Source organism: Cobetia crustatorum, assembly GCF_000591415.1.
Taxonomy (GTDB): domain Bacteria; phylum Pseudomonadota; class Gammaproteobacteria; order Pseudomonadales; family Halomonadaceae; genus Cobetia; species Cobetia crustatorum.
Genome location: NZ_JEMF01000048.1, coordinates 22,018 through 44,426, shown reverse-complemented (window position 1 = coordinate 44,426; position 22,409 = coordinate 22,018). Strand labels below are relative to the sequence as shown.

The window sequence follows — 22,409 nt, the reverse complement described above, 5'->3', positions numbered from 1 at the left end:
TTAATCCGAAAAATGAATCAATGAGATAATTGCATGCATAGATTGGAGTTTCTGGATTTATCGGCGTTCGTGGAGGTGGCGGAAAACCATTCCTTCAATGAAGCAGCAGAGCGGTTGCATCTTTCCCAGCCGGCGCTTTCGCGACGCATTCAGAAGCTGGAGGATGTGTTGGGAGCCAAGTTGTTGGAGCGGACCACGCGTCGGAGTCGTTTGACGCCTATTGGTCGTGACTTCTTGCCGAAAGCCCGCAAGATTCTCGAAGATTATGAATCATCGCTGGCGGGAGTACGCGAACTGGCGACACATAGGAAGGGCATGCTGACGATTGCCTGTCTGCCAACGGCGGCCTTCTATTTTCTTCCCAGTGTGGTGCGCGAGTTCAATATTGCCTATCCCGGCATCCGTATCCGCATTCTTGATATCAGTGCCAATGAGGGTGTCGAAAGGGTGGTGTCTGGTGAGGCAGACTTTGGTATCAACATGGTCAGCGCACACCACCCTGCGGTGGATTTCACCTCTATCTATCGAGACCCGTTCGTACTGGCTCTTCGCCGTGACCATCCGCTTGCACAAAAAAAGAGTGTCGAATGGAGTGATCTGGATGATGTCAGGCTGATTACCGTGTCTCGTGATAGCGGCAACCGCATTCTGCTCGACAACACCTTGCTCTCGGCCGGGATTCATCTCGATGGCTTCTATGAGGTACAGCATCTATCCACGTCACTAGGCTTGGTGGAGAGTGGATTGGGGGTTGCCATCCTGCCCTCAATGGCGATGCCGGGGCCGGAGCATGAAGTGTTGTGTCAGCGCGAGCTCCCTGAGCCGCGCATCGACCGTACCATCGGTCTGTTACGTCGACGTGGTGAGTCATTGTCGCCGATAGCGGAGCTGTTCATCGAGATACTGCTCAAACGCTGGAACTGACGAATCAAGGACTGACAATCCCCAGTTTCGTCGGGGTTGGCGCTGGCCGCTTCATTACATAAGATGATCATGTATAAGGCGATTTTGTTTTGCGGTGATGGATCATTGCCGCCACAACTCCATTAGCCTCTTCTCATTGCGCGACAAGTTCTGTCACTAGCTCATCGCTTGCGTGCCGGGACTGACAGTCGCTCATCACAAGGATGCCCCATGTCGATTTCAACACGCGTCACCTCTCGCCAGACCGCACTGACCCTCGGTCTTGCTCTGGGACTAGGCACTGCGTTGCCTGCGATTGCTGCTGAGACCAGTACTCCACCGGGGGAACACACTCTCAAGAGCGACCAGCTGGTCAGCCTGATTGCTCAGAATCAAGAGAAGCTGGCGGAAGACTTCAATGGCTTCCTCAAGCAGGTTGCCGAGCGTAATCACGAAGATACGGCAGTTACTAGCGCCATCGAGCAGTATCTGGCTGGCGAAACGCTGGAGGGCGATGACTTCGTCAATATCTATCGCCTGTTAGGGGTGTATAACCGTCTTCAGTACGGTGATGATGTCGAAGCACTCCTCAAGGAGATGGTCGCGATGCCGACCTTCAAGGTGGGTGAGAAGCCGCAACACGAGAATCCCGAGATTGCGCGTTTCGGTGAGCTGATCAAGTCCAAGGCTGAGGAGTTCGGCCTGACCTTCCGTAGCGTCGACAATCGTATCTTTGAGGTAGAGCTGAAAGGCACCGGTGATGACGTATTTGGCATTCTGACTCACGGTGATGTGGTGCCGGCGGGTGAAGAGGGCTGGACACTCGAGGATGGGACGCACCTGAATCCGTTCGACATGACACTGATCGATGGCAAGCTCTATGGGCGTGGTACCGAAGATGACAAGGGCTCCATCGCCGCGGCGCTGTATGCCATGAAGTCGCTCAAGGAGAATGATGTGCCGGTCAAGCGCACCATTCGCCTGATGATCGAGACGACCGAAGAGACTGGTGGTGAGGGCTTTGAGTATTACAAGGCCAAGAATACGCTGCCGGAGTACAACATCGTGCTGGATAGCGGCTATCCGGCGATTACTGCCGAGAACGGATTCGGCACCATTGATGCGCGCTTCCCACTGACGCGTGCAGGGAGTGATGACACGGCGAAAGACGGGCTGCCGGCGATTACCGACTTCAAGGGTGGACTTGCGACCAATCAGATTCCTGAGCGTTCGGTCGCGACCCTGCATGCCAGTGATGCAGAGGGTGCGAAGGCATTGAGCAGCAAGCTCAAGACATTGAGTACTCGCTATGTGGATACGCACGGCAAGGACTTCAGTGTGGCCAATGAAGTGAAGGGCGAGGATGTCATCATCACGGTGACGGGCAAGTCAGCGCATTCCTCTTCCCCCGCCGATGGCATCAATCCGGTGACGCGCCTGGCGGGCTTGTTGGCGACCTCTGACATCGACTTCCAGGACAACGCCTACGAAGATGCCGTTCACTATCTGAACGACAACTACGGGCTGGATTACCACGGTAAGCTATTGGGTGTGGCGTACTCTCATGATTTCATGGGGCCGCTCAAGGTTACACCGACCTATCTCGAGCGCGAAGATGCGGCGCTGCGGGTTGCGGTCAACGTGCGCGCACCCGCCGGTGACAAGTCACCGGAAGAGCTGAGCAAGACGATTCAAGACAAGCTGAGTGCCTATGCCAAGGAACAGGGCATGGACATGGCACTGAATGTGGAGATTCGTGACTGGATGTTGCGCGATCCGAGCGGTGCCTGGCTCAAGACGCTGCTCAATATCTTCGGTGACACTACCGGCATGGATGCCAAGCCGCGTTCGTCTGCGGGTAGCACGACTGCCAAACTGCTACCGAATGCGATCAACTTCGGTCCTTCGATGCCCGGCGAAACCTACACTGGGCATACCTCCGGTGAGTTCAAGCGCGTCGACAACCTGATGTTGGATATACAGATGTTCACCGAGATGATGGCGCGTATCGGTAATCAGGATTCCCTGGACTGATTTGACGAGCCGATAATCGTGTACTGAGCAATTGCGGAAGTTGTTAACACCCGCCGTGTGGCCTCTATGGAGGTCATGCGGCGGGTGTTTACGTTTCTGGGCAGGATTGAATCGGGTCGCGATGTACCAGATCATGCGTGCAGGGCGCTGGCCAGTTGATGCCATTCACTGGTCACGCAGGTAATGCTCTCGGTAGACAGGTAGTGGCGAGCACGTTCACGGACATGGACGATCAGCGCCTCTTCGCTGAGTTCGCCAGACCAGTCTTCTCCGCTGTGCCCGGTGTCCTGAGTCTGTTGATTGAGTGCCAGCCATTTGGCACACCAGCTGACCGACCACAGCCACATGGCGCGGCGTGCCTGCATGAGGGTGTCAGGGGTTATCAGCTGCTCATCAGCCCCTGCGGCGTGCATCTGGGCACGCCAGTGCCGATAGGCGCTCACGACCTCCTCGGGTGTGAGGACGGCGTAACTGGCAATGTCCCAGGTGGTTGAGGTGTAAAGCGTGGCATGAGCCAAATCGAACCCCGGTAAACCATAGCGACACTTCTCGAGATCGACCAATACCGCCCGCGGCGGTTGGCCTGTTTGCGTATGGCGGGCATGCTCGATCAAGAAGTTACCGGGATGTGCGTCAAAACTTATCAGACTGACGGCAGTGGGAGCCGAGACGCTGCTGACGAAGGATTCCAGCGCGCGGCGTTCAGTCTCGATCAGGGCTTGGCTCTCGCCGGTGATGCCCGCAGAGGCGAGGTGGTCACACTGGGTATTGATCTCGCTCAACATGGCTTGCCAAGGCGAATCGGGTGCAAGTAGCGGGGAGCGATGTGCCTGCTCAGGAAGCGGTAGGGCATGCAGACTGGCGAGTGTCGCCATGATCGCTGGTAGGTCCTCAGGTAGCCTGGCGGGGCGCCCCTCAATAGCTTCAACCAGCAAGCCACCCCGCGGTAAATCCTCATTCGGAGGCAGTACATGATGGAGCTGCGGCGTATTACCACTGGGCTGACAGCGTGCAAAACAGGTGCGTTGGTAGGTGAGATTTTCCTCGGCCGCCAAGCGCATCTGACTCTGCTTGGGGAGACGCGCCATCCATGTCGTCCCGTTTGCAAGCGTCACCCGTAGATGGGCATGAGCCAGCCCACTATCCGGCAGTGCCTGGATAGCAGTATGGGAAATATTCTGTGCTTCAAGCGCGAGAACGAGACCATCGTGCAAGCGTGTGAGTGGATCAGTGATGGGGAAAGAGGTCATGTCAGAGAGGACTCGTCGATAAAGATGTCTCAAACCCTACACCACTCACGCCAGCGAGTGGGCTTGTGTACTTGCGTTAGCGGCCTTGCGCCCTCATAGCATGAGGTAACCTGACTTTTTATTCGCCACTGCCCATTCTCCCTCTTCTCTGGAGCCCGCATGAAGCAACTGATATTTGATTGTGATGGTGTACTCGTCGATAGCGAAATTATTGCCGATAGCGTACTCAAGGAGCAGCTTCCGATCTGGCTGCCGGATCTCGGAAATGATGAACAGATTGAGCATGAGCTGGACCGCTGCCTCGGCATGATGACGCGCGATATCCTGGTGGATATGGAAGGGCGTAGTCAGCACAAGCTTCCAGTCGATGCATTGGAACAAGTGAGACACGAGGTTGATCGACGCCTGGCAGCCTCGCTCAAGGCGCTACCGGGAGTTCGTGAGGCATTGGAGTGGATTCGTGATCAGCGTCTGCCGTTGGCGATTGTCTCCAACAGCTCGGCTTCGCGGATGAAGATCAATCTCGAAAGTTCAGGGCTGCGCGACTTGCTGGACGAAGTTGCTGTCGCGGCAGGTATGCAGAAAGGCGAGCTGCCGATCTTTACGTCAGACGACGTCATCAACCCCAAGCCGGCCCCTGATCTTTATCTTCTTGCCCTGAAGAGTCTGAACCGCTCCGCTGAGGAGTGCCTGGTCGTCGAAGACAGTCGCACCGGTATGCAAGCGGCAGTGGCTGCAGGACTGAAAGTGGTGGGCCATCTCGGTGCTAGCCACATTCCCGACGGGCATGCTCAGGTGCTGCGTGATACCGGTGCCTGGCAGGTCATGAATCACTGGGATGCGTTTGCTGATCTGTGTCGTGAAGCAGGGTATATGGCTGTCGGCACGAAGCAGGCTCAATCAATGAACGTGTGAGCTGATGATTCATCATCTCGGGTATGGAACGAGATGGGGAAAAGACAATGCCCCCTGCAGTGAGTCTGCAGGGGGCATTTTTGATACATGAAAACCAACCATCAAAGCCATTCGTCAAAGGCTACCGCCATGCGCTATAGGAGTGCGCAATGCTCAGCAAAAACAGATTCGCGTTTCCCGCGCGAGTCGTGCTTGTTGATTGAGAAAACTCGAGGTGCTGCCAGCCCCTACACTCACGATTGGTCGACTTATATCAGTGTCTCCTGATGACGTGGTATAAGAATTATCTTATTTTGTACATAAAGTGTATAGCAAATTAAGGCGTTGGTATTAGGCACTTTGTCGTGAGCTGCATGCGCTGGCCGCCATATCTTCTCGAGGCGCTCTGCGATCGGCTGTTCACGCCCTTGTTCAGCTCGATGCCTTGAAGTTTATCGATGCCAGCTGCATGTTTAGGGGGCAGTGCGGGTATTGGATGGCCGGAGTGGTATGGCCAATACGTTCAGTATCTGCCCGGTGCGCGATTCACTTCGCCGCTGTCACATCTCACAGGGAGTAGAGACGCATGACATCCGGAGGAAAACGCGTTTTCAGCGCGTCAGTCATTATCATTCTGACGCTAGTCGCGCTAGGTGCAGGTTTCCCGATACGCTTTGGGGAGCTTGCGGGAGAGGCGCTCGGCGCTGTCACCAGCATGTTTGGCTGGTTTTATCTGATATCTGTCTTTGGCTTCATCATCTTTTTGGTCAGCCTTGCGCTGAGCAAGTACGGCAAGATTCGTCTTGGCCCGCAGGAAAGTCGGCCCTCCTATAGCTTCTTTTCCTGGGTCAGCATGTTGCTGGCGGCCGGATTTGGGGTCGGGCTGGTCTTCTACGGCATGGCTGAGCCCATGCAGCATTACCTCAAACCGCCCTTCGGCGACATGCCGGGTGAGACACCTGAAGCTGCGCGTTACGCTATCCAGTACGCTTTCTTCAACTGGGGCGTTCATCAATGGGCAGCCTTCTCTGTCGTGGGCCTGATCATTGGCTATTTTCAGTTCAGAAAGGGCCAGGCGGGGCTAGTCTCATCGGTACTCTCCTCAGTGACTGCCAAGCATCCTGCGGCGCGCCGCTTTGGTCCGGCGCTTGATGTCTTCGCGGTCGTCGCTACCGTGATGGGGGTCGCGACATCACTGGGGCTGGGTGTGCTGCAGATGAATGGCGGCTTGCACTTCGTCTTTGGTGTCGAAGAAAACTGGCAGTGGCAGTTCATTATCATGGGCGTCATGTTCTGCGCATACATGGCCTCTACCTGGTCGGGGCTCGACAAGGGCATCAAGCGGTTGTCGAACCTGAACATGATCATCTGCATCGGGCTGATGCTATATGTATTGTTTACAGGCCCGACACTGGAAATTCTCAAGACCATTACCATGGGGATTGGGGATTACCTGCAGAACTTCATCGGGATGAGCCTGCGCATGTCGCCCTATGACGGTAATGACTGGAATAGCTCATGGACCGTTTTCTACTGGGCATGGGTCATTGCGTGGTCACCGTTCGTCGGCACCTTCGTGGCGCGCGTTTCGCGAGGCCGGACCATCAAGGAGTATGTGGTGGGCGTGTTGATCGTGCCGCCGCTGCTGGCTTGCTTGTGGATTGGTGTCTTTGGCGGTGCAGCACTCAACATGGAGCTGACCGGCGATATTGGCCTTGCAGCCGCAACTGATGCCAACATTACTTCGGCACTGTTCGAGATGTTTGATCTGATGCCATTCAGTGGTGTGCTATCGGTGGTCGCGATCTGCCTGATCTTCATCTTCCTGGTGACCTCGGCCGATTCTGCTTCTTATATCGTGGCGCAGATGACGGATGGTGGTTCCATCAATCCGCCACTCTACAAGCGTATCGTGTGGGGGGTGTTGATTGCAGCGATCTGTCTGACGCTGATCTCGACAGGTGGCCTCAAGGGGCTGCAGTCGGCTTCAGTGCTGTCGGCCTTACCGTTTACCTTCATCATCTACGGCATGATCGTGGTGCTGGTGAAAGAATTGCGCGCTGACCGCCGTCAGATGCTCAGCCAGCTGTATCGTCGTCACGGCGAAACGCCGGTGGGCGCCGATGTCTTTGAGGCTGATACTTTGGCTGATGAAGAACGCATGCGCCGTGCACCAGAGGTCAAGAATCGTCGCGTGAATCCGCGTGACCATCATTGATGTGAAACATTAAAGGTCATCACTAGCCTTCATCACTGATGACCCTCGACAGCCTCTGTCGAGTAGTAGAAGAGTGAATGAGAAACGCCGCCTACATCTGATGTAGGCGGCGTTTTTATCGCGCTGACGGTCATGGGCAGCGGGGAATCATCCTGATGACAGGCAACATTCAGCTTTTCCAGACGTTTGCCAGGATCTCGTAGCTCTTGAGGCGGTCAGCCTGATCATAGAAGTCGGAGTTGAACATCAACTCATCCGCCTGCGTGACCTCAAGCAGGTGCTCAAGCTCGCGCTGTATGCGCTCTGGCCCACCAATGATCGCTGCGCCCAGATTCTGACCGACCATGGCTTCTTCACGTGCTGACCAGTCAAGCGTCTCGCGCGGGGGCAGGGCACGGGTACTCTTGCCGCGGATCAGATTCAGAAACTTCTGCTGCTGCGTGGATGCCAGGAAGTGTGCGCGCTCATCGCTTTCGGCGGCAATCAGCGGCAGCCCAAGCATGACATAGGGCGCATCAAGCACAGCTGAAGGGCGGAAGTTGTCACGATAGAGCTTGATCGCTTCCAGCATGTAGCCCGGTGCAAACTGACCGGCAAAGGCGAAGGGGAGACCTTTTTCAGCTGCCAGACGGGCACTGAAGTCACTTGAGCCAAGTAGCCACAACGGCACGTGGGTATCCTGCCCAGGCATGGCCTTGACACGTTGGCCGGGCGCCGGTGTGCCCAGATATTGCTCGAGCTCTGCCAGACGCTGCGGGAAGTCATGTACGCCAGCCGAAGGGTCGCGTCGCATGGCTTGCATGGTAATGCCATCCGAGCCCGGCGCACGGCCAAGCCCCAGATCGATACGATCAGGATATAGCGTGCCCAGGGTGCCGAATTGTTCAGCCACCACCAGCGGGGGGTGATTGGGCAGCATTATGCCACCAGAGCCGATACGTAGACGTGATGTCTTGCCTGCGACGTGGCCAATCAATACTGAAGTGGCCGCACTCGCGATACCGTCGATGTTGTGGTGCTCGGCTAGCCACATGCGGTGATAGCCAAGCGACTCGACGTGCTGTGCAAGGCTAACCGTGTTGGCGAAGGTTTCCGCTACGGTGCCGGTATCGCGGATAGGGGCGAGATCGAGCACCGAGATCGGAATCTGGCCCAGACGCGAGGATGTTGAGAGAGAATCGGTCATTGGAACTCCTGACTATAGCGGGCCGCCAGAGAGTACGTTGGAGGAGGGTGCACGATATGTCGCTGCCAGGCACCTCTTACACGTAGGGCGGAATGCGCCCAGCATAGTGGAAATGCCGCGCTTGCCGACAGCGCTTGCGGTTTCACTTCACTGTTGCTGATATGGCATGAGTATTGGTGGATTAACGCGAGAGGCGAACGTGCCTGATCAAGCACAAGGAGAGTTCATGCTGAAGCGCAAAGGACAGCATGAAAGAGGCAAATCACGCATCATTACACTGCTCTGCCTGATTGCTATCGGCAGCGGGGTTGCCGTGCAGCGTGACATCATCTCGTTGACGGGATTGGTGCCTGCATACCAACTTCCGTGGACACCTCTTGTCCTTGATCAGCCTCTTGGAGTTGTTGCGCGCTGGAAGCTCTCGCGTCTTTCTCGCCAGCCTGAGGCCTGTCGTGATTTTTTATTGCGCGAAGCACCGTCGCGAGTCACGGCACTGCCGGATCGCGCTGCCACCAATGGCTGTCAGCTGATCAATCACTGGCGAGTGGCAGCTGTTGCCGATGACAATGGCGGTAATGAAATAGCCCCAGTGCGCTTCAATAACGCCTTCATAGCCAGCTGCCCGCTGGCGGTCAGCTGGCTATTCTTCGAACGACATGGATTGCAGCCCACTGCACAGACATTCCTGGGTCAACGTGTCACGCAGGTTGATCATCTTGGCAGTTATGCCTGTCGCAATATCTACGGCCGTGAAAATGCCCGACGTAGTGAACATGCCACGGCGGATGCACTGGACGTTGCGGGTTTTCGCTTGGCAGAGGGGCGTCAGATAAATCTTCTGGCTGACTGGGCTAATGAAGACGATGCGGAAGGGCGCTTCCTGAGGGCGATACAGCAGGCTGCTTGCCAAAGCTTTGGCACTGTCCTGGGGCCTGACTACAACGCGGCGCATCGTGATCACTTTCACCTCGGTACGCGCGGATGGCGAGTTTGTCGTTGATCATCCATCGCTGATAGGAGCTGATCTTCTGAACGAGTCTCTTCACGGTGTCAGGCGTACGCCTCTATTGATCATTGGCGCGCAGCGCTCCGGATTGATGCTGACCACGCGCAGGCGATGCCCGTCAGGAAGTACGCAGTCCAGCACCTGCCAGGCACAGCCGGGTGAGCTGCTGCCATGGCTTTCCATCAAGTGGCCGCCGTATGCCTGGAGAGTCTGACTGACGTGAGCGAAATCATCGCGATCGATCTCCAGTGTCAGCTTGCGACTGTCGGGGTGCTCAGCGCTGTCTTGCAGCATCAATACACTGGTGTGGTGATCGCGTGTGTGGCTCAGCTCGAATGTCGCGCTGGAGGAACTTCGCAGCAGTAGAGGTAGGGCCAACGCCTCGCTGAAGAAGCGGCAAGACGCTTCGAGATTACGGACTTCGAGAATGGCGGGGTGCAAGGATAGGCGCTGGATCATGACGAAGCCTCATGGCGTACGGGAGGAGATGCCCATAGTGTCGTTGCCGGACTGCGACTGCGCACTTTGAATCTGTCGATGGCAACGATGGCCTGACGCTATCCCATTCGATGGCCAGGCATGAGTAGTGAAGAAGATGTGGCAACTTGTCGCATTAGCAGATTCCGCCATCTGAATCGCTAGCATTCACTTCCTTGAGGGTGGAAATGCCGTGTGATCAGCCGTCAGGTCCTCTGTACCCTCTGGAGTGCGTCGCGCGCTGTCGCTACGCTGTACCGATATTCTCACCGGGGGTTCCATGTCGCTGCGCAAGCTGGCTCTTATGGGATTCAGTGCCTTTGCCCTGGTGCTGGTCATATTGGTGGTGGGGCTCAATGCCTCACATCAGCCGCGTGAGGCCTGGCCGACGACCTTGGTACTTTCTTCGACGCGTGGGCCACTGGCTCCGGATACTCTGGCGAATGGCGCCGTGGGGCATCTCAACCTGTTGGTTCCGGGGTTCACGCATTGCCCGGATATCTGTCCGTTGTCGCTGGCACGTCTGCAAATGGTGTGGCAAACGCTTGATGGCAGTAAGCGTGAGCGCATTCATCCGCTGTTTCTGACGCTGGACCCGGCACGCGATACGCTCCCCGTGTTGACGCGGTATCTCTCTGCTTTCAGCCTGCCTGTCACGGGTGTTCGATTGCCCGATGAGGGTGACTCGCGTCTGGCCGATTTCACTCAGCGTCTTGGCATCCAGTATCACGTTCGCCCTCAGAGCTCTCAGCACATGCAGGGGCATCGTGACGCCTATATGGTCGATCACAGCGTGGCGATATTCGTGCTGGATGATCAGGGGCGCTTGCGCGATACCTTGCCTTTGAGCCAGACGCCCGCTCAGCTGGCGGATCGCTTGGCGCTACTGCTCAAGGATGTGTCCTCGGCCCCTCTGGCTGAGGGGGCGTCATGATGTTCAGCACTTCTCGCCAGCATGCTTCTCGTCGCCTGCATCCCAGCTATCATCGTGCGCTTGCCGGCCTGACGGCGACCAACGGCCATGTCGTCTTCGTGATGCTGTTGGCACTGGCAGCCATGCTGCTAATGCCGCTGGCTGCGCCACGCGTGGTGATGGTCAATGATCACGCTGTTTTTGAAAGTGCTGGAACAGGTCGCTGGGTCAGCGTCGATAGCGACTGGATCACTCGCGCGGCACGTGAGAGTGGTTCACAGTCACGGATTACTCACAGCTCAGCTGCCTCGGATTGTCCGCTGGCCAGCATTGCAGCGTTCACCCTGGCATTGGTCGCTGTCGCACTGCTACTGGCGCTTGCCATTCTCGGGCGAGACGCCGCTCCGCGCCCATGCCCGGTTTCCCGACTGGGTTTCAGTGCATATCTGCGTCCACCCGGGCGTGCTCCTCCCTCCCTATCAGCCATGTTCTGAACTCTCAGGAGCTGCATTGCGACGGCTCTGAAAATGTTCGGTGACCTCGCGTTGATCGATGGACCATGGATCCATCGCGCGTGGGGGCGCCTGTTGATGGGTATGTGTAAATGAGTACAGCGACAAAGAGTGAAACCGCTAGCCGCGCTGGGCGGGGAATTAGTGATATCTATCGAGCCGTCTGGCGCTGGCATTTCTATGCCGGCCTGCTGGTGCTGCCGTTTCTGGTACTGCTTTCCGTGACGGGAGGGCTGTATCTTTTCCGTGATGGAATCGATCAGTTCGTTCACTCCGACCTGATGAAGGTCAATACGCCAGTCGTACAGCAAGCATCAGGTGAGGCACCGGTCAGCCTGCCGCTCAGTGAGCAGGTGACTCAGGCGCTGTCCAGTCTGCCGGGCAAGGCAGTGCGTGTCGTACCTTCTCCGGCAGACGACCTGACCACGGAAGTGGACATCGTGCCTGCCGATGGCAGTGGCAAGCAGGCGGTCTACGTCAACCCGTATACCGGTGACGTGCAGGGACAGATGGCCTATCGCGACACCATCATGTGGACGGTGCGTCGCCTGCATAGTCTGGCGATCACTGGGCCGATCGGGAATGCTGCGGTGGAAATTGCCGGTGGCTGGAGCATTCTGCTGGTGCTCAGTGGTCTCTATCTGTGGTGGCCGCGTGGTCAGAAAGGCGGCATCGTCACGCTGCGTACCACACCGGCACGTCGTTTATGGTGGCGTGATCTTCATGCCGTGTCGGGCATCGTCGCAGGGGGCTTTATCGTATTTCTCGCGGTGACAGGTATGCCGTGGTCGATGGTGTGGGGCGCCAAGGTCAACGAGTTGGCCAATGGTCACAACTATGGCTATCCCGATGGCGTGCGCGTGAATACGCCAATGTCGGATATGCGTCTGGTCGATCAGGAGCTGACGACCTGGTCGCTCGAGCAAGCCGTTATCCCGTTATCTTCATTGCCAGCAGCCTCTGCTCCCACGGCCGCTGATGAGGGTGAGCATGCGGGACATGGTGGCTCGGCAGCGAAAGAGGCTCCTGTGGCAGCGACTTCTTCACTGAGTGCCGCCGCGATTGCACAGGCGGATATCGGGCTCGACAAGGCGCAAAGCATCTTTGCAAGAGAAGGGCTGGCGGCAGGTTACGCCATCAACCTGCCGGGTACTCCGCAGGGCGTCTACACCGGCTCTGTCTATCCGGATGAACTGGAGCGGCAGCAGGTCGTGCACATGGACCGTTACTCCGGTGATGTCCTGCTCGACATGCACTACGCCGATTATGGCCCGGTAGGGCAAGCGCTTGAGTGGGGCATCAATGTCCATATGGGGCAACAGTACGGTTTGATCAATCAGCTGATACTGGTGGTCGCCTGTGCCGCCATGGTGCTGATGAGTGTCGGTGCTGGCGCGATGTGGTGGAAGCGCCGGCCGGCAGGTGGGATTGGCATCCCGCCGCTTCCCAAGGAGCGCAGACGGGTCGCCGGTGTCTGGGGCTTGATGATGATCGTCGGTGTCATCTACCCACTGGTCGGACTCTCGCTGATCGTGATGGGGGCGCTTGATTGGATCTGGATTCGTGCGAGCAGCAAGCGCGAGGACAATCTCAAGGAGGCCAGTGCATGAGACGTCGCCAGCTGGAGCTTTTGATCCTGCCAGCTTGAGTGCCGTGTCATGCTGGCGAGTCCTGGCATGTCAGCCCGCCTTGCCACATAAGCGTCAAGCCGCATGAGCCTCTTGTCCCGTGGTATGACATCGACACCTGTGTGTGCATAAAAAGCCCGCTACCGGTTGCCAAACAATGGCCGGTAGCGGGCTTTCGTGTTTCAGGTGGCTTGTTGGTCAAGCAGTGGCCGTCAAACGATAGTCGTCAGGCGTTTGGGCTGCTGTTGAGTAATGCAGTGGATGTTACCGCCACCCAGCAGAATCTCGCGTGCATTGACGCCAAGAATGGTGCGAGTAGGGAAGATGGCTTGCAGCTTCTCACGGGCGGTGTCATCCAGTGCCGGATCAAGCAATGGCATCACGATGGCATTGTTGGCGATGTAGAAATTCACGTAAGACCCCGCCATGCGATCGCCGGGACGTCTCGGGTGAGAGCTGCCAAGGCGATCCAGTCCATTGGCCTCATCTTCCTGGATATGCAGCGGGCCTGGCTGTGGCAGCAGATGAACCTTGAAGGCGCGTCCCTTGGCATCGGTGGCAGATTCGAGAACCTCAAGTGCAGCCTTGGAAATCGCGTGCTGCGGATCTTGAGGGTCGTCACTCCAATTGAGGGCGACTTCCGCTGGCCCGACGAAACAGCACAGGTTGTCCACGTGCCCGTCGGTCTCATCCAGATGGCAGCCATTGGGTAGCCAGATGATGGTCGTGACACCGAGATGATCCTTGAGGATCTGTTCGATTTGCTCGCGGCTGAGGTCAGGGTTGCGGTTGGCGTTGAGTAGACACTCCTCTGTCGTGATCAGGGTGCCTTCGCCATCGACATGAATGGCACCCCCTTCCAGCATGATCGAGGCGTCAAAGCGCGGGATGTCCAGCATCTGCGAGATCTTGGTGCGAATTCTGCGGTCCTTGTCCCACGGGAAATACAACCCGCCATTCAGACCGCCCCAGGCATTGAATTCCCAATCAATCATGGCAATGCGGCCATCGAGATGCGTCAGGAAGGTCGGCCCCACATCGCGCATCCAGGCATCATTGCTGGATATCTCGACCACACGTACATGGTCGGGCAGTTCATTGCGCGCATTCTCGTACTGTTCGTCATTGACGCCGACGATTACCGTTTCACTGGTCGCAATGGCCGTTGCCACGTCCACGAATGCCTGTTGAGCGGGCTTGGCACCATAGCGCCAGGTATCCGGGCGCTGAGGCCACAGCATCCAGCAGGCATCATGCGGCGCGTACTCGGCAGGCATGAAAAAGCCCTTGGCGGCCGGTGATTCAGGGCTGAAAACGTCTGACGAATGGGAGGGCGAGGGACTGGACATGGTTTTCATCTCACAGGTAGCCGGCGGCAAGGAAGATAAGGGCGGAAATCGAGGCCGCGATCAGCACATAGGGTAGTTGGGTCAAGGCATGAGACATGGGCGAACAGCCGCTTCCCTGTGCCGAGAGTACCGTAGAGTCACCATAGAAACAGGCGTGACTACCGAAGGCACTTGCCGAAATCAGCGCCCCGACGACCAGCGGCATGTTGGCGTCCATGCTCATGGCGAGCGGCAATACGATAGGCATGGCAACTGCGAACAGCCCCCAGAAGGATGCCGTGGCAAATGCGAGAAATGCCATGGTCAGGAAGATGATCATCGGTAGCAGATGCGGTGTCATGATCGGTTGCACATGAGTGATGACGAAGGTGGTTAGCCCCAGGGTGTCATTGACTTCCTTGAGGAAGAAACCGGCCACCAACGTCCCCAGTGGCAGCAGCATCGACTTGAAGCCTTCCAGTGCCGTATCGAACGTTTCGTTGAAGCTGATCAGGCGCTGAGAAAAGATCATCACGATCAGGATCAACAGTGCCACGATTACGCCACGCAGGATGTCGGTATCAAAGTACCAGGTGAAGAAGACCAGCGAGCACATCGGAATCAGGAAGTTGAGCAGATGCGGGGGTGTTCTGCCGCCATCTTCGACTTCCAATGTGGTATCGGTGGAGTCATCCGGGATGGTCTGGCCTCCGGCAGCGCGGAGTTCTGCAGCTTTCATGGGGCCGATGTTGGGAATCCAGCCCATGGCGACCATCGGCACAATGGCAGCGGCGACCCAGGCATAAAACATGTAAGGAATCGCATCAATGTACATCGAAAGGCCGGCGCCCTTGATGCCGTTCTCTTCCAGTAGGCCTGAGAAGAATACGGCCCAGGTCGAGAAGGGCACCAGTACGCAGACGGGAGCGGCAGTCGAGTCGACGATGTAGGCCAGTTTTTCCCGCGAGATGTTGAATTTATCGGTGATTTTTTTCATCGAAGCACTGATGGTCAGGGCATTCAGGTAATCATCGACGAAAATCACCAGTCCCAATAACCAGGTCGCGAGCAGGCTTTGATTCTTGGTGCGAATGCGGTTGCCGAGGGCGGCGCCAAAGCTGAGTACACCCCCTGTTTTCACCAGCAAGGCGATGAAACTGCCAAACAGTCCGCACACGAGGATGATCCAGGTGACCGTATCATTTGCCAGGACTGTCAGCATGGTATCTGCGCCATCGGAGATGGCATTGTAGGGGTCAATCATCAGTAACCCGACGATGGCCCCTGTCATGAGAGATTCAATCGTTCTGCGCGTGATAAGCGCCATGATGAGCACGATACCGGTAGGTACCAGACTCAGATATCCAAAATTATCCATGTCATACCTTTTATCATTATAGTTTTTAACATCGATGTGAGGCGGACATTACCGCTGACAGAAGGGGCTACAGATCGCCAGCGGTAATTATTGCGAGGAACAAAGATGTCTGTGATGTCTGCTCGTCACTTCAGTCCATGTCGCGAACGGGTTACATGAAGCCGTCTTTCTTGAGTGACTCGGTGACCGCAGAGAAAGAGGCATCGAGGATGGCCACGACGTTGTCGATGATAGCTTCGTCCCAGATAAGGGGAGGAGAGATAATATTGAGGTGTCCGACAGGGCGAATGATCAGGCCTCTTTGCTGGGCTTCTTCCGCGACGCGATCACCTACGCGTGCTTCCAGCGGCAAGAGTTCACCTGTTTCCTTGTTCGCCACATTTTCCAAGCACATCATGAAGTTACTGCCGCGAACATCGCCAACGGTAGCGTGATGCTTGAGGGTTTTCAACTGAGTCTCGAGATAGGGGCCGACGCGCTGGATGTTCTCGCATAGCGCCTCTCTTTCCATGATCTCGATATTCTTGAGCGCTGCAGCGCAGCTGACGGGATGCCCTGAATAGGTGAAACCGGTGCTCAGTACGCCACCCTTGCCTTGGGGAGTTCCCAATACTTCATAGAGGGAATCCGAGATGAGTGCGGCCCCCAATGGGACGTAACCGGAGGAAAGACCCTTCGCGCAGGTGATGATGTCGGGTGTCAGGCCGAAGACCTTTTCACTGCTGAAGAAGTGGCCGAGACGTCCGAAGGCCGTTACGACCTCATCAACGATCAGCAGGATGTCATTCTGGCGACAGAGCGCCTGCATACGGGTGTGATAGCCCTCGGGTGCCACGAGGACACCACCGGCACCCATGATGGGTTCCATGATGAAGGCGGCAATATTGTCAGCCCCCAATTCAGTGATTCTTGTTTCGAACTCGCCGACAAGGTGATCGCAATAGGCGGCTTCACTCATGCCTGCAGGGCGACGATAGCAGTTCGCTTCGCTCAAGTAGCTCACATGGGAATCCAGTGTATCGAACATCCAGTTGTTGCTTTCGATACCCGTAAGTGTGGCGGCCATGTAGGTGGTGCCATGGTAGGCATTCTTGCGCGAGATGATCTTCTTCTTTTCTGGCTTTCCAATACGGTTGAAGTAGTAATGAACCAGGCGAACGGCGACATCATTGGCTGTTGAGCCACCACAGGTATAGAAGATGTGATTGAGGTGCGCTGGTGCCAGACTGGCAAGCTTTGCGGACAGTTCTGCCGCTGGAATATTGGTCAGGTTATTGAAGGTTGAGAAATACGCCATGCGCGTGGCTTGTTCGGCCATGGCATCCCCGATTTCCTTGCGACCATGCCCCACATTCACGCACCACAGTCCTGCAATTCCATCGATGAAACGATTGCCCTTGATATCAGAAACGTAGATGCCGTCACTGTCACTGATGATGTCGCAGCCTTGTTGATGGAAGGTTGAGAAGTCGGTGAAAGGATGGATGAAGTGATTCTTGTCCTTTTCCCAGACCGCGTGTGCCTGTGAGTCGGTATTGCTGTCATCTACGTTGGAGGCGTGTTTCAGAGATTGGGTATTCATCGGCTTTTACTCTTGTTGTTGGTCATGTTTGAAGTGTCTGGCAACCATGCTGCTAGTCCGTCAGCACGTCCGTGATTCTTCACTTGCTCCAGCCTATCCAGTTCAACTGGTGGCCCGGTATATCCCAATGGGGGTATTTCGCTGTCGATGCATGAATTTCTAAGGTGTCTGCATGCCAGCCAGGCAATTCCAACCATGGAATGCTGGCCCGGTCAGAGCGAACGTTGGCCATGACGGGGCGAAAACTCGGTAATGACGACGCGGCCATGGCGATACGGTCATAGCGATATGGTCACAACAACAAGAGGGCGAAAGAATGCAGGCAGTCACGCAAGGTACCCCGCAGCTCAGGATCGATCAGCAGCGTCTCTGGGAGAGCCTGATGGCTATGGCCGAGATAGGCGCTACGTCAAAAGGTGGCTCCTGCCGTCTGGCGTTCAGCGAGGAAGACACTCAGGGCCGACGCTTGCTGATGGAGTGGTGTGAACAACTCGGCTGCGAAACGCGCGTTGATGATGTCGGCAACATCTTCATCCGTCGTCAAGGGCGGGAACCGGCGCTTGATCCGGTGTCGACGGGAAGTCACCTGGATACTCAGCCCAAGGGCGGCCGTTTCGATGGCATTCTCGGCGTGCTGGCGGGATTGGAGGTCTTCAGGACACTGGATACAGAGGGCATCGTCACGCGTCGCCCACTGGAATTGATCGTTTGGGGCAATGAAGAAGGCAGTCGATTCTCTCCGGCGATGGTCGCCTCCGGTACCTATGCTGGTGTCTTTGAGCCGGCTTATACACTGGCGCGCGAAGACAACGATGGCATCACCTATGGTGAAGCGTTGGCACAGACAGGGTTATGTACCAAAGGCTTCAAGACAGGCCCGATGCTGGATAGCTACTTCGAGCTTCATATCGAGCAAGGGCCTGTGTTGGAGCAGGAGGAAAAGTCGCTGGGCATCGTCACTGGTGTACAGGGAATTCGCTGGTTTGACGTCACGCTATCTGGCGTAGCCGCGCATGCAGGCCCCACTCCGATGCGCTATCGCCGTGATGCCATGATGGCGGCCGCACGCCTGATGGATCAGATTCACCAGCATGTGCAATCAGACCCGACGGGCAACGCCCGCGTGACGGTTGGCACCCTGAACATTCCCTCGGCCTCGCGCAATGTCATCCCGGGGGAGGTCAGCATGACGGTGGACCTTCGTCACGTGGAGGAGGCCAAGCTCGAGGCGCTGGAAGTCATGTTCACGTCGATGCTGGAGCAGGTGTCCGAGGACTATGGCGTCAGTGTGACCCAGGAGCGGATCTGGAAGTCGGAAGTGGTCGACTTTGACGAGGCATGCATCGAGATCGTCAGGCAGGCCGTTGCCCGTCAGAAGGCCCCCTCACGAGAGATGATGAGCGGTGCCGGGCATGATGCTGTCTATGTCTCCCGTGTGGCCCCCACGACGATGATCTTCGTGCCGTGTCTCGACGGCATAAGCCACAACGAAGCGGAATATGCCTCGCCTGAAGACTGTGCGCTCGGCTGTCAGGTGCTGCTGGAATCCATGTTGGCGCGGGCGGATCGTTGATTCATCGCCTCCGCCATCCCGTTCTCACGCACTCTCGTCCCAGTCATGCTTTGGAGTCCTGTCATGTCCGTCGTACCGTCCATCACACCGTCCATCACCCATGCCCAGTGGCAGCAACGTGCCAGCCAGCTGTCCTTTGAAACGCGCGCCTATCTCAATGGCGAGTTCGTCCCTGCCGCCAGTGGCGAGACCTTTGCCTCGATCAATCCCGCCACAGGCAACACGCTGGCCAATATCGTCTGTTGCGGCGCTGTCGAGGCCGAGACCGCCGTGGCACATGCCAGAGCCGCCTTCGAGAGTGGCGACTGGTCGCGGTTGGCACCCGCGGCACGCAAGCGTACTTTGCTGGCGCTGGCGGATCTGATCGCCGAGCATCAGCAGGAGCTGGCACTGCTCGACACGCTCGACATGGGCAAGCCCATCGGCAGCGCGTTGGGGGATGTGGCGTCTGCCATCGAGTGCCTGCGCTATACTGCCGAGTCTCTCGACAAGCTCTACGGTCAGGTCGCGCCGACAGGAGACGACGCGCTTGGCTTGATCGTGCGTGAGCCGCTTGGCGTGGTGGTGTCGATCGTGCCGTGGAACTTCCCGCTGATGATGACGATCTGGAAGATCGCCCCAGCGCTGGCCACTGGCAACAGTGTCATTCTCAAACCTTCCGAGAAATCTTCACTCTCGGCGCTGCGACTCGCGCAGCTGGTGGCAGAGACGGCAATCCCCAAGGGAGTCTTCCAGGTACTACCGGGCTTCGGCGCGGATGTCGGCAAGGCTCTGGCACTCTCGATGCAGGTCGATGCCATTGCCTTCACAGGTTCGACCCAGGTTGGCAAGTTGCTGACGCAATATGCGGGTCAATCGAACCTGAAGCGTACGTTCCTGGAATGCGGCGGCAAGAATCCTAACATCGTCTTCGAAGACTGCGCCGATCTCCCGTCGGTGGCGCATCAGGCAGCGGCCGCCATTTTCCATAATCAAGGCGAGGTGTGTATCGCTGGCTCACGCCTGCTGGTACATAACCGTATTCGCGAGCCTTTCGTGCGAGCGCTGTGCGAGGCTGCCAAGAGCATGCAGCCGGGCGATCCACTGGATCCGCAAAGCTTCATGGGCGCGATTGTCGATCAGGAACAGTATGACAAGATTGCCGGTTATATTGAGCTTGGCGCGCAGCAGGGCGCACATCGGGAAACGATAGAAGCTCAATCCAGTGACCTTCCCGATGGCCTGTTCATTCCTCCTACCGTCTTCAATGATGTGACGTCTGACATGGCGATTGCCACTGAGGAAATCTTCGGCCCGGTGTTGGCAGTGATGGGCTTTGATGATGAGGAAGAAGCAATCGCGCTCGCCAACGATTCAGACTACGGGCTGGCGGCAGGACTCTGGAGTCAGGACGTCAATCGTGTCATCCGGGTCGCGCGCCGACTTCAATCAGGACAGGTCTACATCAACAACTGGGCGGGTCCGGATATGACGATGCCCTTTGGCGGTGTGAAGCAATCCGGCAATGGACGCGATAAATCACTGCAGACGCTTGGGGAGTACACCGAGACGAAGTCCATCTGGTTAGCGATCCACTGATCTCGCCAAGCCGTGTTATGGCGGAATGAAGGGAGAGTCACGCCGAGAGAGTCAATGAAGAGCGGAAAAGTACGGGGCAGGTATGTGTCTGCCCCGTTTTCATCCTCCTCATGCCAAGTAACATGAGCAGCTTGCCAGTCGTGATGGTACCGATCCCCTTTCATTGGCTATGCTAGGATGTCGGAAAAACGTTACTAGGGTCGGCTCATGATTCACAAAGAGTTGTTATGCTCTCCAGGAATATCGAGCTGGCATTGCGTTCTTGCGAAGCTGATGACATCGGCTCCCACAGCTGATTTTCCCCGACTATTACAGGATGTCTTCCACGATATTCTGCACTTTGACACGATACTGGTCAGCACCTACAAGCAAGGGTGTGCGCCAATCCTGATCTACGATAACTATCCCTCGGAGCGCCGCCAGCAAGGTGTCGAGCGTTATATTGGCGATGCTTATATTCTGGATCCTTTCTACACATCAACCCAGCAAGAGTGTCGGCCCGGCGTCTATCGGTTGAATGAACTGGCACCGGATTGCTTCGAAGAGAGTGAGTACTACAAGCATTATTATGGAGCGCTGGGACTCAAGGATGAGATTGGTATCTTCGTGATCTTGCCCGAGAATATCGTGATGGTATTTTCACTGGGATTGCATGAGATCTCGTTGCCACTGACACGAAAATCATTGCTGGCACTCAAGAATCTGCAACCCATCATCGAACCGCTCGCTCGCGAATACTGGAAGTGGCAGGGGGCGAGTTTCGTGGACCGCCTTGAGCAACACGAACCCGTGGAGGCGGCTTTTGACAGCTTCGGCGATGGGCTGCTGACTCAGCGCGAGCAGGATATCGTCAAGCTACTGCTGGCGGGTCACTCGACCAAATCTGCTGCGAGTGAATTATCGATCAGCGATGGAACCGTGAAGGTCCATCGCAAACATATCTACCAGCGTCTGGCTGTTTCCAGTCAGGCACAGATGTTTCGTCTGTTTCTGGATCATGTCTCTTTGGTATCACGCCAGAACGGTGCATTAGGTCAGTCATTTCAAGAGCAATAGTCAGAGCAGACGTTGGACCACGCAAAAGGCTGCCGATTGGCAGCCTTTTCGTGTGATGTCACGAGGGTCACTCAGGAATGCTCAGCTTATGCGTGACCCACATGCTCACGTAGATGATCACGATATGTCTGGGTATAGGCGGCAAGATCCGGATTCTTGATCACGTCGTTGGCCAGGTAAGTCGGCAGGGCCGTCAAGCCGAGGAACTCCATCGCCTTGTGCACCGGGAAGTAGACGCCATCGATGCCTTTGCCCTCGAAGAAGTTGTCTGTTTCATCAAAGGCTTCAATCGGCGCGTTCCAGGTCAGTGACAGCATGTATTGGCGGCCCTGCATCAAGCCGCCAGTGCCGTAGCCCTGGGTCGGTGCGGTACGGTGGCGGCCATCGCTGGCATATAGCGAGCCATGCCCCTCAGTCAGGATGTCATCGAGATATTTCTTCACCGTCCACGGCAGCCCCATCCACCAGCCAGGCGTTTGATAGATGATGAGATCAGCCCACAGTTGCTTCTCGACTTCCTCCTTGGCCTCGAAGCCTTGTTCGATGACGGTTTCCTTGACGGTGTGTCCCAGCTCCGCCAACTCACCGCGCGCCAGTTCATGCAGCGTCGCGTTCAGCTCGCCATTGGAATGGGCGTAGGCTTTACCGCCGTTGATCAGCAGGATGTTCATGTCGCGTGCTCCGAAAGCAGGGGTTATCTATCAATGGAGCGCAGCATGTAGGCTATCGACGAAAGGATAAAGCGGAACGGGTGTAAAACACCTTTGCTGTGGGTGCAACAATTCCGTGAGATTGAGGATTAAAATGCAACAGGCCCAGTCATGATGACTGGGCCTGTTGGTGTTATCTGCCTTCTGTGCCTGCAGTAAATTCTGTACCTGCAGTGAACCCTG

General features: G+C 56.6%; 18 protein-coding genes. 11 read left to right on the top strand and 7 right to left on the bottom strand.

The window, feature by feature from the left end:
* The first annotated feature begins 33 nt into the window (after positions 1-33).
* Together BF12_RS0111110 and BF12_RS0111105 are read left to right on the top strand one after the other, a co-directional pair.
* On the top strand, positions 34-924 hold the full coding sequence (locus BF12_RS0111110; RefSeq protein ID WP_024952345.1) for a LysR family transcriptional regulator: 891 nt from the start codon (positions 34-36) through the stop codon (positions 922-924).
* A gap of 210 nt (positions 925-1,134) precedes the next feature.
* Positions 1,135-2,937: a dipeptidase gene (locus BF12_RS0111105; protein WP_024952344.1), complete on the top strand. Its 1,803-nt coding sequence runs from the start codon at positions 1,135-1,137 to the stop codon at positions 2,935-2,937.
* Between the two features lie 131 nt (positions 2,938-3,068).
* Here the strand turns inward: BF12_RS0111105 and BF12_RS0111100 are convergent, their stop codons facing one another.
* Complete coding sequence (locus BF12_RS0111100; RefSeq protein ID WP_024952343.1) at positions 3,069-4,187, bottom strand: phosphotransferase family protein; 1,119 nt, start codon at positions 4,185-4,187, stop codon at positions 3,069-3,071.
* 159 nt (positions 4,188-4,346) lie between these two features.
* On the opposite strand from BF12_RS0111100, the gene BF12_RS0111095 reads away from it, so the two are divergent.
* Entirely contained in the window at positions 4,347-5,102 is a 756-nt protein-coding gene (locus BF12_RS0111095) for an HAD family hydrolase (RefSeq protein WP_024952342.1), read from the top strand.
* Positions 5,103-5,667: 565 nt separating this feature from the next.
* Positions 5,668-7,299 carry a BCCT family transporter gene (locus BF12_RS0111090; protein WP_024952341.1) on the top strand — a complete coding sequence of 544 codons (1,632 nt, stop codon included), beginning with the start codon at positions 5,668-5,670 and terminating at the stop codon, positions 7,297-7,299.
* 169 nt (positions 7,300-7,468) lie between these two features.
* On the opposite strand, the gene BF12_RS0111085 is transcribed toward BF12_RS0111090, so the two are convergent.
* Positions 7,469-8,485, bottom strand: coding sequence for an LLM class flavin-dependent oxidoreductase (locus tag BF12_RS0111085; RefSeq protein WP_024952340.1), 1,017 nt, complete (start codon positions 8,483-8,485; stop codon positions 7,469-7,471).
* A gap of 226 nt (positions 8,486-8,711) precedes the next feature.
* Between BF12_RS0111085 and BF12_RS0111080 the strand changes: the two genes are divergently transcribed.
* On the top strand, positions 8,712-9,485 hold the full coding sequence (locus tag BF12_RS0111080) for an extensin-like domain-containing protein (protein WP_051510934.1): 774 nt from the start codon (positions 8,712-8,714) through the stop codon (positions 9,483-9,485).
* 42 nt (positions 9,486-9,527) lie between these two features.
* On the opposite strand, the gene BF12_RS0111075 is transcribed toward BF12_RS0111080, so the two are convergent.
* Positions 9,528-9,950 carry a hypothetical protein gene (locus tag BF12_RS0111075; RefSeq protein WP_024952338.1) on the bottom strand — a complete coding sequence of 141 codons (423 nt, stop codon included), beginning with the start codon at positions 9,948-9,950 and terminating at the stop codon, positions 9,528-9,530.
* A gap of 298 nt (positions 9,951-10,248) precedes the next feature.
* Between BF12_RS0111075 and BF12_RS19735 the strand changes: the two genes are divergently transcribed.
* From BF12_RS19735 to BF12_RS0111060, 3 genes are all read left to right on the top strand, one after another.
* Entirely contained in the window at positions 10,249-10,902 is a 654-nt protein-coding gene (locus tag BF12_RS19735) for an SCO family protein (RefSeq protein ID WP_024952337.1), read from the top strand.
* Positions 10,899-11,375 carry a DUF2946 family protein gene (locus BF12_RS0111065; protein WP_024952336.1) on the top strand — a complete coding sequence of 159 codons (477 nt, stop codon included), beginning with the start codon at positions 10,899-10,901 and terminating at the stop codon, positions 11,373-11,375. Before BF12_RS19735 ends, BF12_RS0111065 begins: the two co-directional genes overlap by 4 nt.
* Positions 11,376-11,485: 110 nt before the next feature.
* Complete coding sequence (locus BF12_RS0111060) at positions 11,486-13,003, top strand: PepSY-associated TM helix domain-containing protein (RefSeq protein WP_024952335.1); 1,518 nt, start codon at positions 11,486-11,488, stop codon at positions 13,001-13,003.
* A gap of 230 nt (positions 13,004-13,233) precedes the next feature.
* Here the strand turns inward: BF12_RS0111060 and aguA are convergent, their stop codons facing one another.
* The 3 genes from aguA to BF12_RS0111045 form a co-directional block, all read right to left on the bottom strand.
* Positions 13,234-14,370, bottom strand: a complete 1,137-nt coding sequence (gene aguA / locus BF12_RS0111055; RefSeq protein WP_035159947.1) for an agmatine deiminase — start codon at positions 14,368-14,370, stop codon at positions 13,234-13,236.
* Positions 14,371-14,380: 10 nt separating this feature from the next.
* Positions 14,381-15,727 (bottom strand): Na+/H+ antiporter NhaC family protein, encoded by a 1,347-nt coding sequence (locus BF12_RS0111050; RefSeq protein ID WP_024952333.1) that lies wholly within the window; start codon positions 15,725-15,727, stop codon positions 14,381-14,383.
* Between the two features lie 151 nt (positions 15,728-15,878).
* Complete coding sequence (locus BF12_RS0111045; RefSeq protein ID WP_024952332.1) at positions 15,879-17,309, bottom strand: aminotransferase; 1,431 nt, start codon at positions 17,307-17,309, stop codon at positions 15,879-15,881.
* Between the two features lie 316 nt (positions 17,310-17,625).
* Between BF12_RS0111045 and BF12_RS0111040 the strand changes: the two genes are divergently transcribed.
* The 3 genes from BF12_RS0111040 (at position 17,626) to BF12_RS0111030 (ending at position 21,516) form a co-directional block, all read left to right on the top strand.
* Positions 17,626-18,882, top strand: coding sequence for a M20 family metallo-hydrolase (locus BF12_RS0111040; protein ID WP_024952331.1), 1,257 nt, complete (start codon positions 17,626-17,628; stop codon positions 18,880-18,882).
* A 63-nt stretch (positions 18,883-18,945) separates the two neighbouring features.
* Positions 18,946-20,460: an aldehyde dehydrogenase gene (locus BF12_RS0111035; protein ID WP_035159944.1), complete on the top strand. Its 1,515-nt coding sequence runs from the start codon at positions 18,946-18,948 to the stop codon at positions 20,458-20,460.
* Between the two features lie 273 nt (positions 20,461-20,733).
* Positions 20,734-21,516: a response regulator transcription factor gene (locus BF12_RS0111030; RefSeq protein WP_246116529.1), complete on the top strand. Its 783-nt coding sequence runs from the start codon at positions 20,734-20,736 to the stop codon at positions 21,514-21,516.
* A gap of 86 nt (positions 21,517-21,602) precedes the next feature.
* On the opposite strand, the gene BF12_RS0111025 is transcribed toward BF12_RS0111030, so the two are convergent.
* Positions 21,603-22,187 carry an NAD(P)H-dependent oxidoreductase gene (locus BF12_RS0111025; protein WP_024952328.1) on the bottom strand — a complete coding sequence of 195 codons (585 nt, stop codon included), beginning with the start codon at positions 22,185-22,187 and terminating at the stop codon, positions 21,603-21,605.
* Between the last annotated feature and the right edge of the window lie 222 nt (positions 22,188-22,409).

Bases quoted from the DNA above. Each gene is read 5' to 3' on its own strand.
- BF12_RS0111060 (WP_024952335.1), top strand. From the start codon at position 11,486: ATGAGTACAGCGACAAAGAGTGAAACCGCTAGCCGCGCTGGGCGGGGA.
- BF12_RS0111045 (WP_024952332.1), bottom strand. From the start codon at position 17,309: ATGAATACCCAATCTCTGAAACACGCCTCCAACGTAGATGACAGCAAT.
- BF12_RS0111085 (WP_024952340.1), bottom strand. From the start codon at position 8,485: ATGACCGATTCTCTCTCAACATCCTCGCGTCTGGGCCAGATTCCGATC.
- BF12_RS19735 (WP_024952337.1), top strand. From the start codon at position 10,249: ATGTCGCTGCGCAAGCTGGCTCTTATGGGATTCAGTGCCTTTGCCCTG.
- BF12_RS0111095 (WP_024952342.1), top strand. From the start codon at position 4,347: ATGAAGCAACTGATATTTGATTGTGATGGTGTACTCGTCGATAGCGAA.
- BF12_RS0111030 (WP_246116529.1), top strand. From the start codon at position 20,734: ATGACATCGGCTCCCACAGCTGATTTTCCCCGACTATTACAGGATGTC.
- BF12_RS0111080 (WP_051510934.1), top strand. From the start codon at position 8,712: ATGCTGAAGCGCAAAGGACAGCATGAAAGAGGCAAATCACGCATCATT.
- BF12_RS0111105 (WP_024952344.1), top strand. From the start codon at position 1,135: ATGTCGATTTCAACACGCGTCACCTCTCGCCAGACCGCACTGACCCTC.
- BF12_RS0111040 (WP_024952331.1), top strand. From the start codon at position 17,626: ATGCAGGCAGTCACGCAAGGTACCCCGCAGCTCAGGATCGATCAGCAG.
- BF12_RS0111110 (WP_024952345.1), top strand. From the start codon at position 34: ATGCATAGATTGGAGTTTCTGGATTTATCGGCGTTCGTGGAGGTGGCG.
- BF12_RS0111035 (WP_035159944.1), top strand. From the start codon at position 18,946: ATGTCCGTCGTACCGTCCATCACACCGTCCATCACCCATGCCCAGTGG.
- BF12_RS0111025 (WP_024952328.1), bottom strand. From the start codon at position 22,187: ATGAACATCCTGCTGATCAACGGCGGTAAAGCCTACGCCCATTCCAAT.
- BF12_RS0111090 (WP_024952341.1), top strand. From the start codon at position 5,668: ATGACATCCGGAGGAAAACGCGTTTTCAGCGCGTCAGTCATTATCATT.
- BF12_RS0111075 (WP_024952338.1), bottom strand. From the start codon at position 9,950: ATGATCCAGCGCCTATCCTTGCACCCCGCCATTCTCGAAGTCCGTAAT.
- aguA (WP_035159947.1), bottom strand. From the start codon at position 14,370: ATGTCCAGTCCCTCGCCCTCCCATTCGTCAGACGTTTTCAGCCCTGAA.
- BF12_RS0111050 (WP_024952333.1), bottom strand. From the start codon at position 15,727: ATGGATAATTTTGGATATCTGAGTCTGGTACCTACCGGTATCGTGCTC.
- BF12_RS0111100 (WP_024952343.1), bottom strand. From the start codon at position 4,187: ATGACCTCTTTCCCCATCACTGATCCACTCACACGCTTGCACGATGGT.
- BF12_RS0111065 (WP_024952336.1), top strand. From the start codon at position 10,899: ATGATGTTCAGCACTTCTCGCCAGCATGCTTCTCGTCGCCTGCATCCC.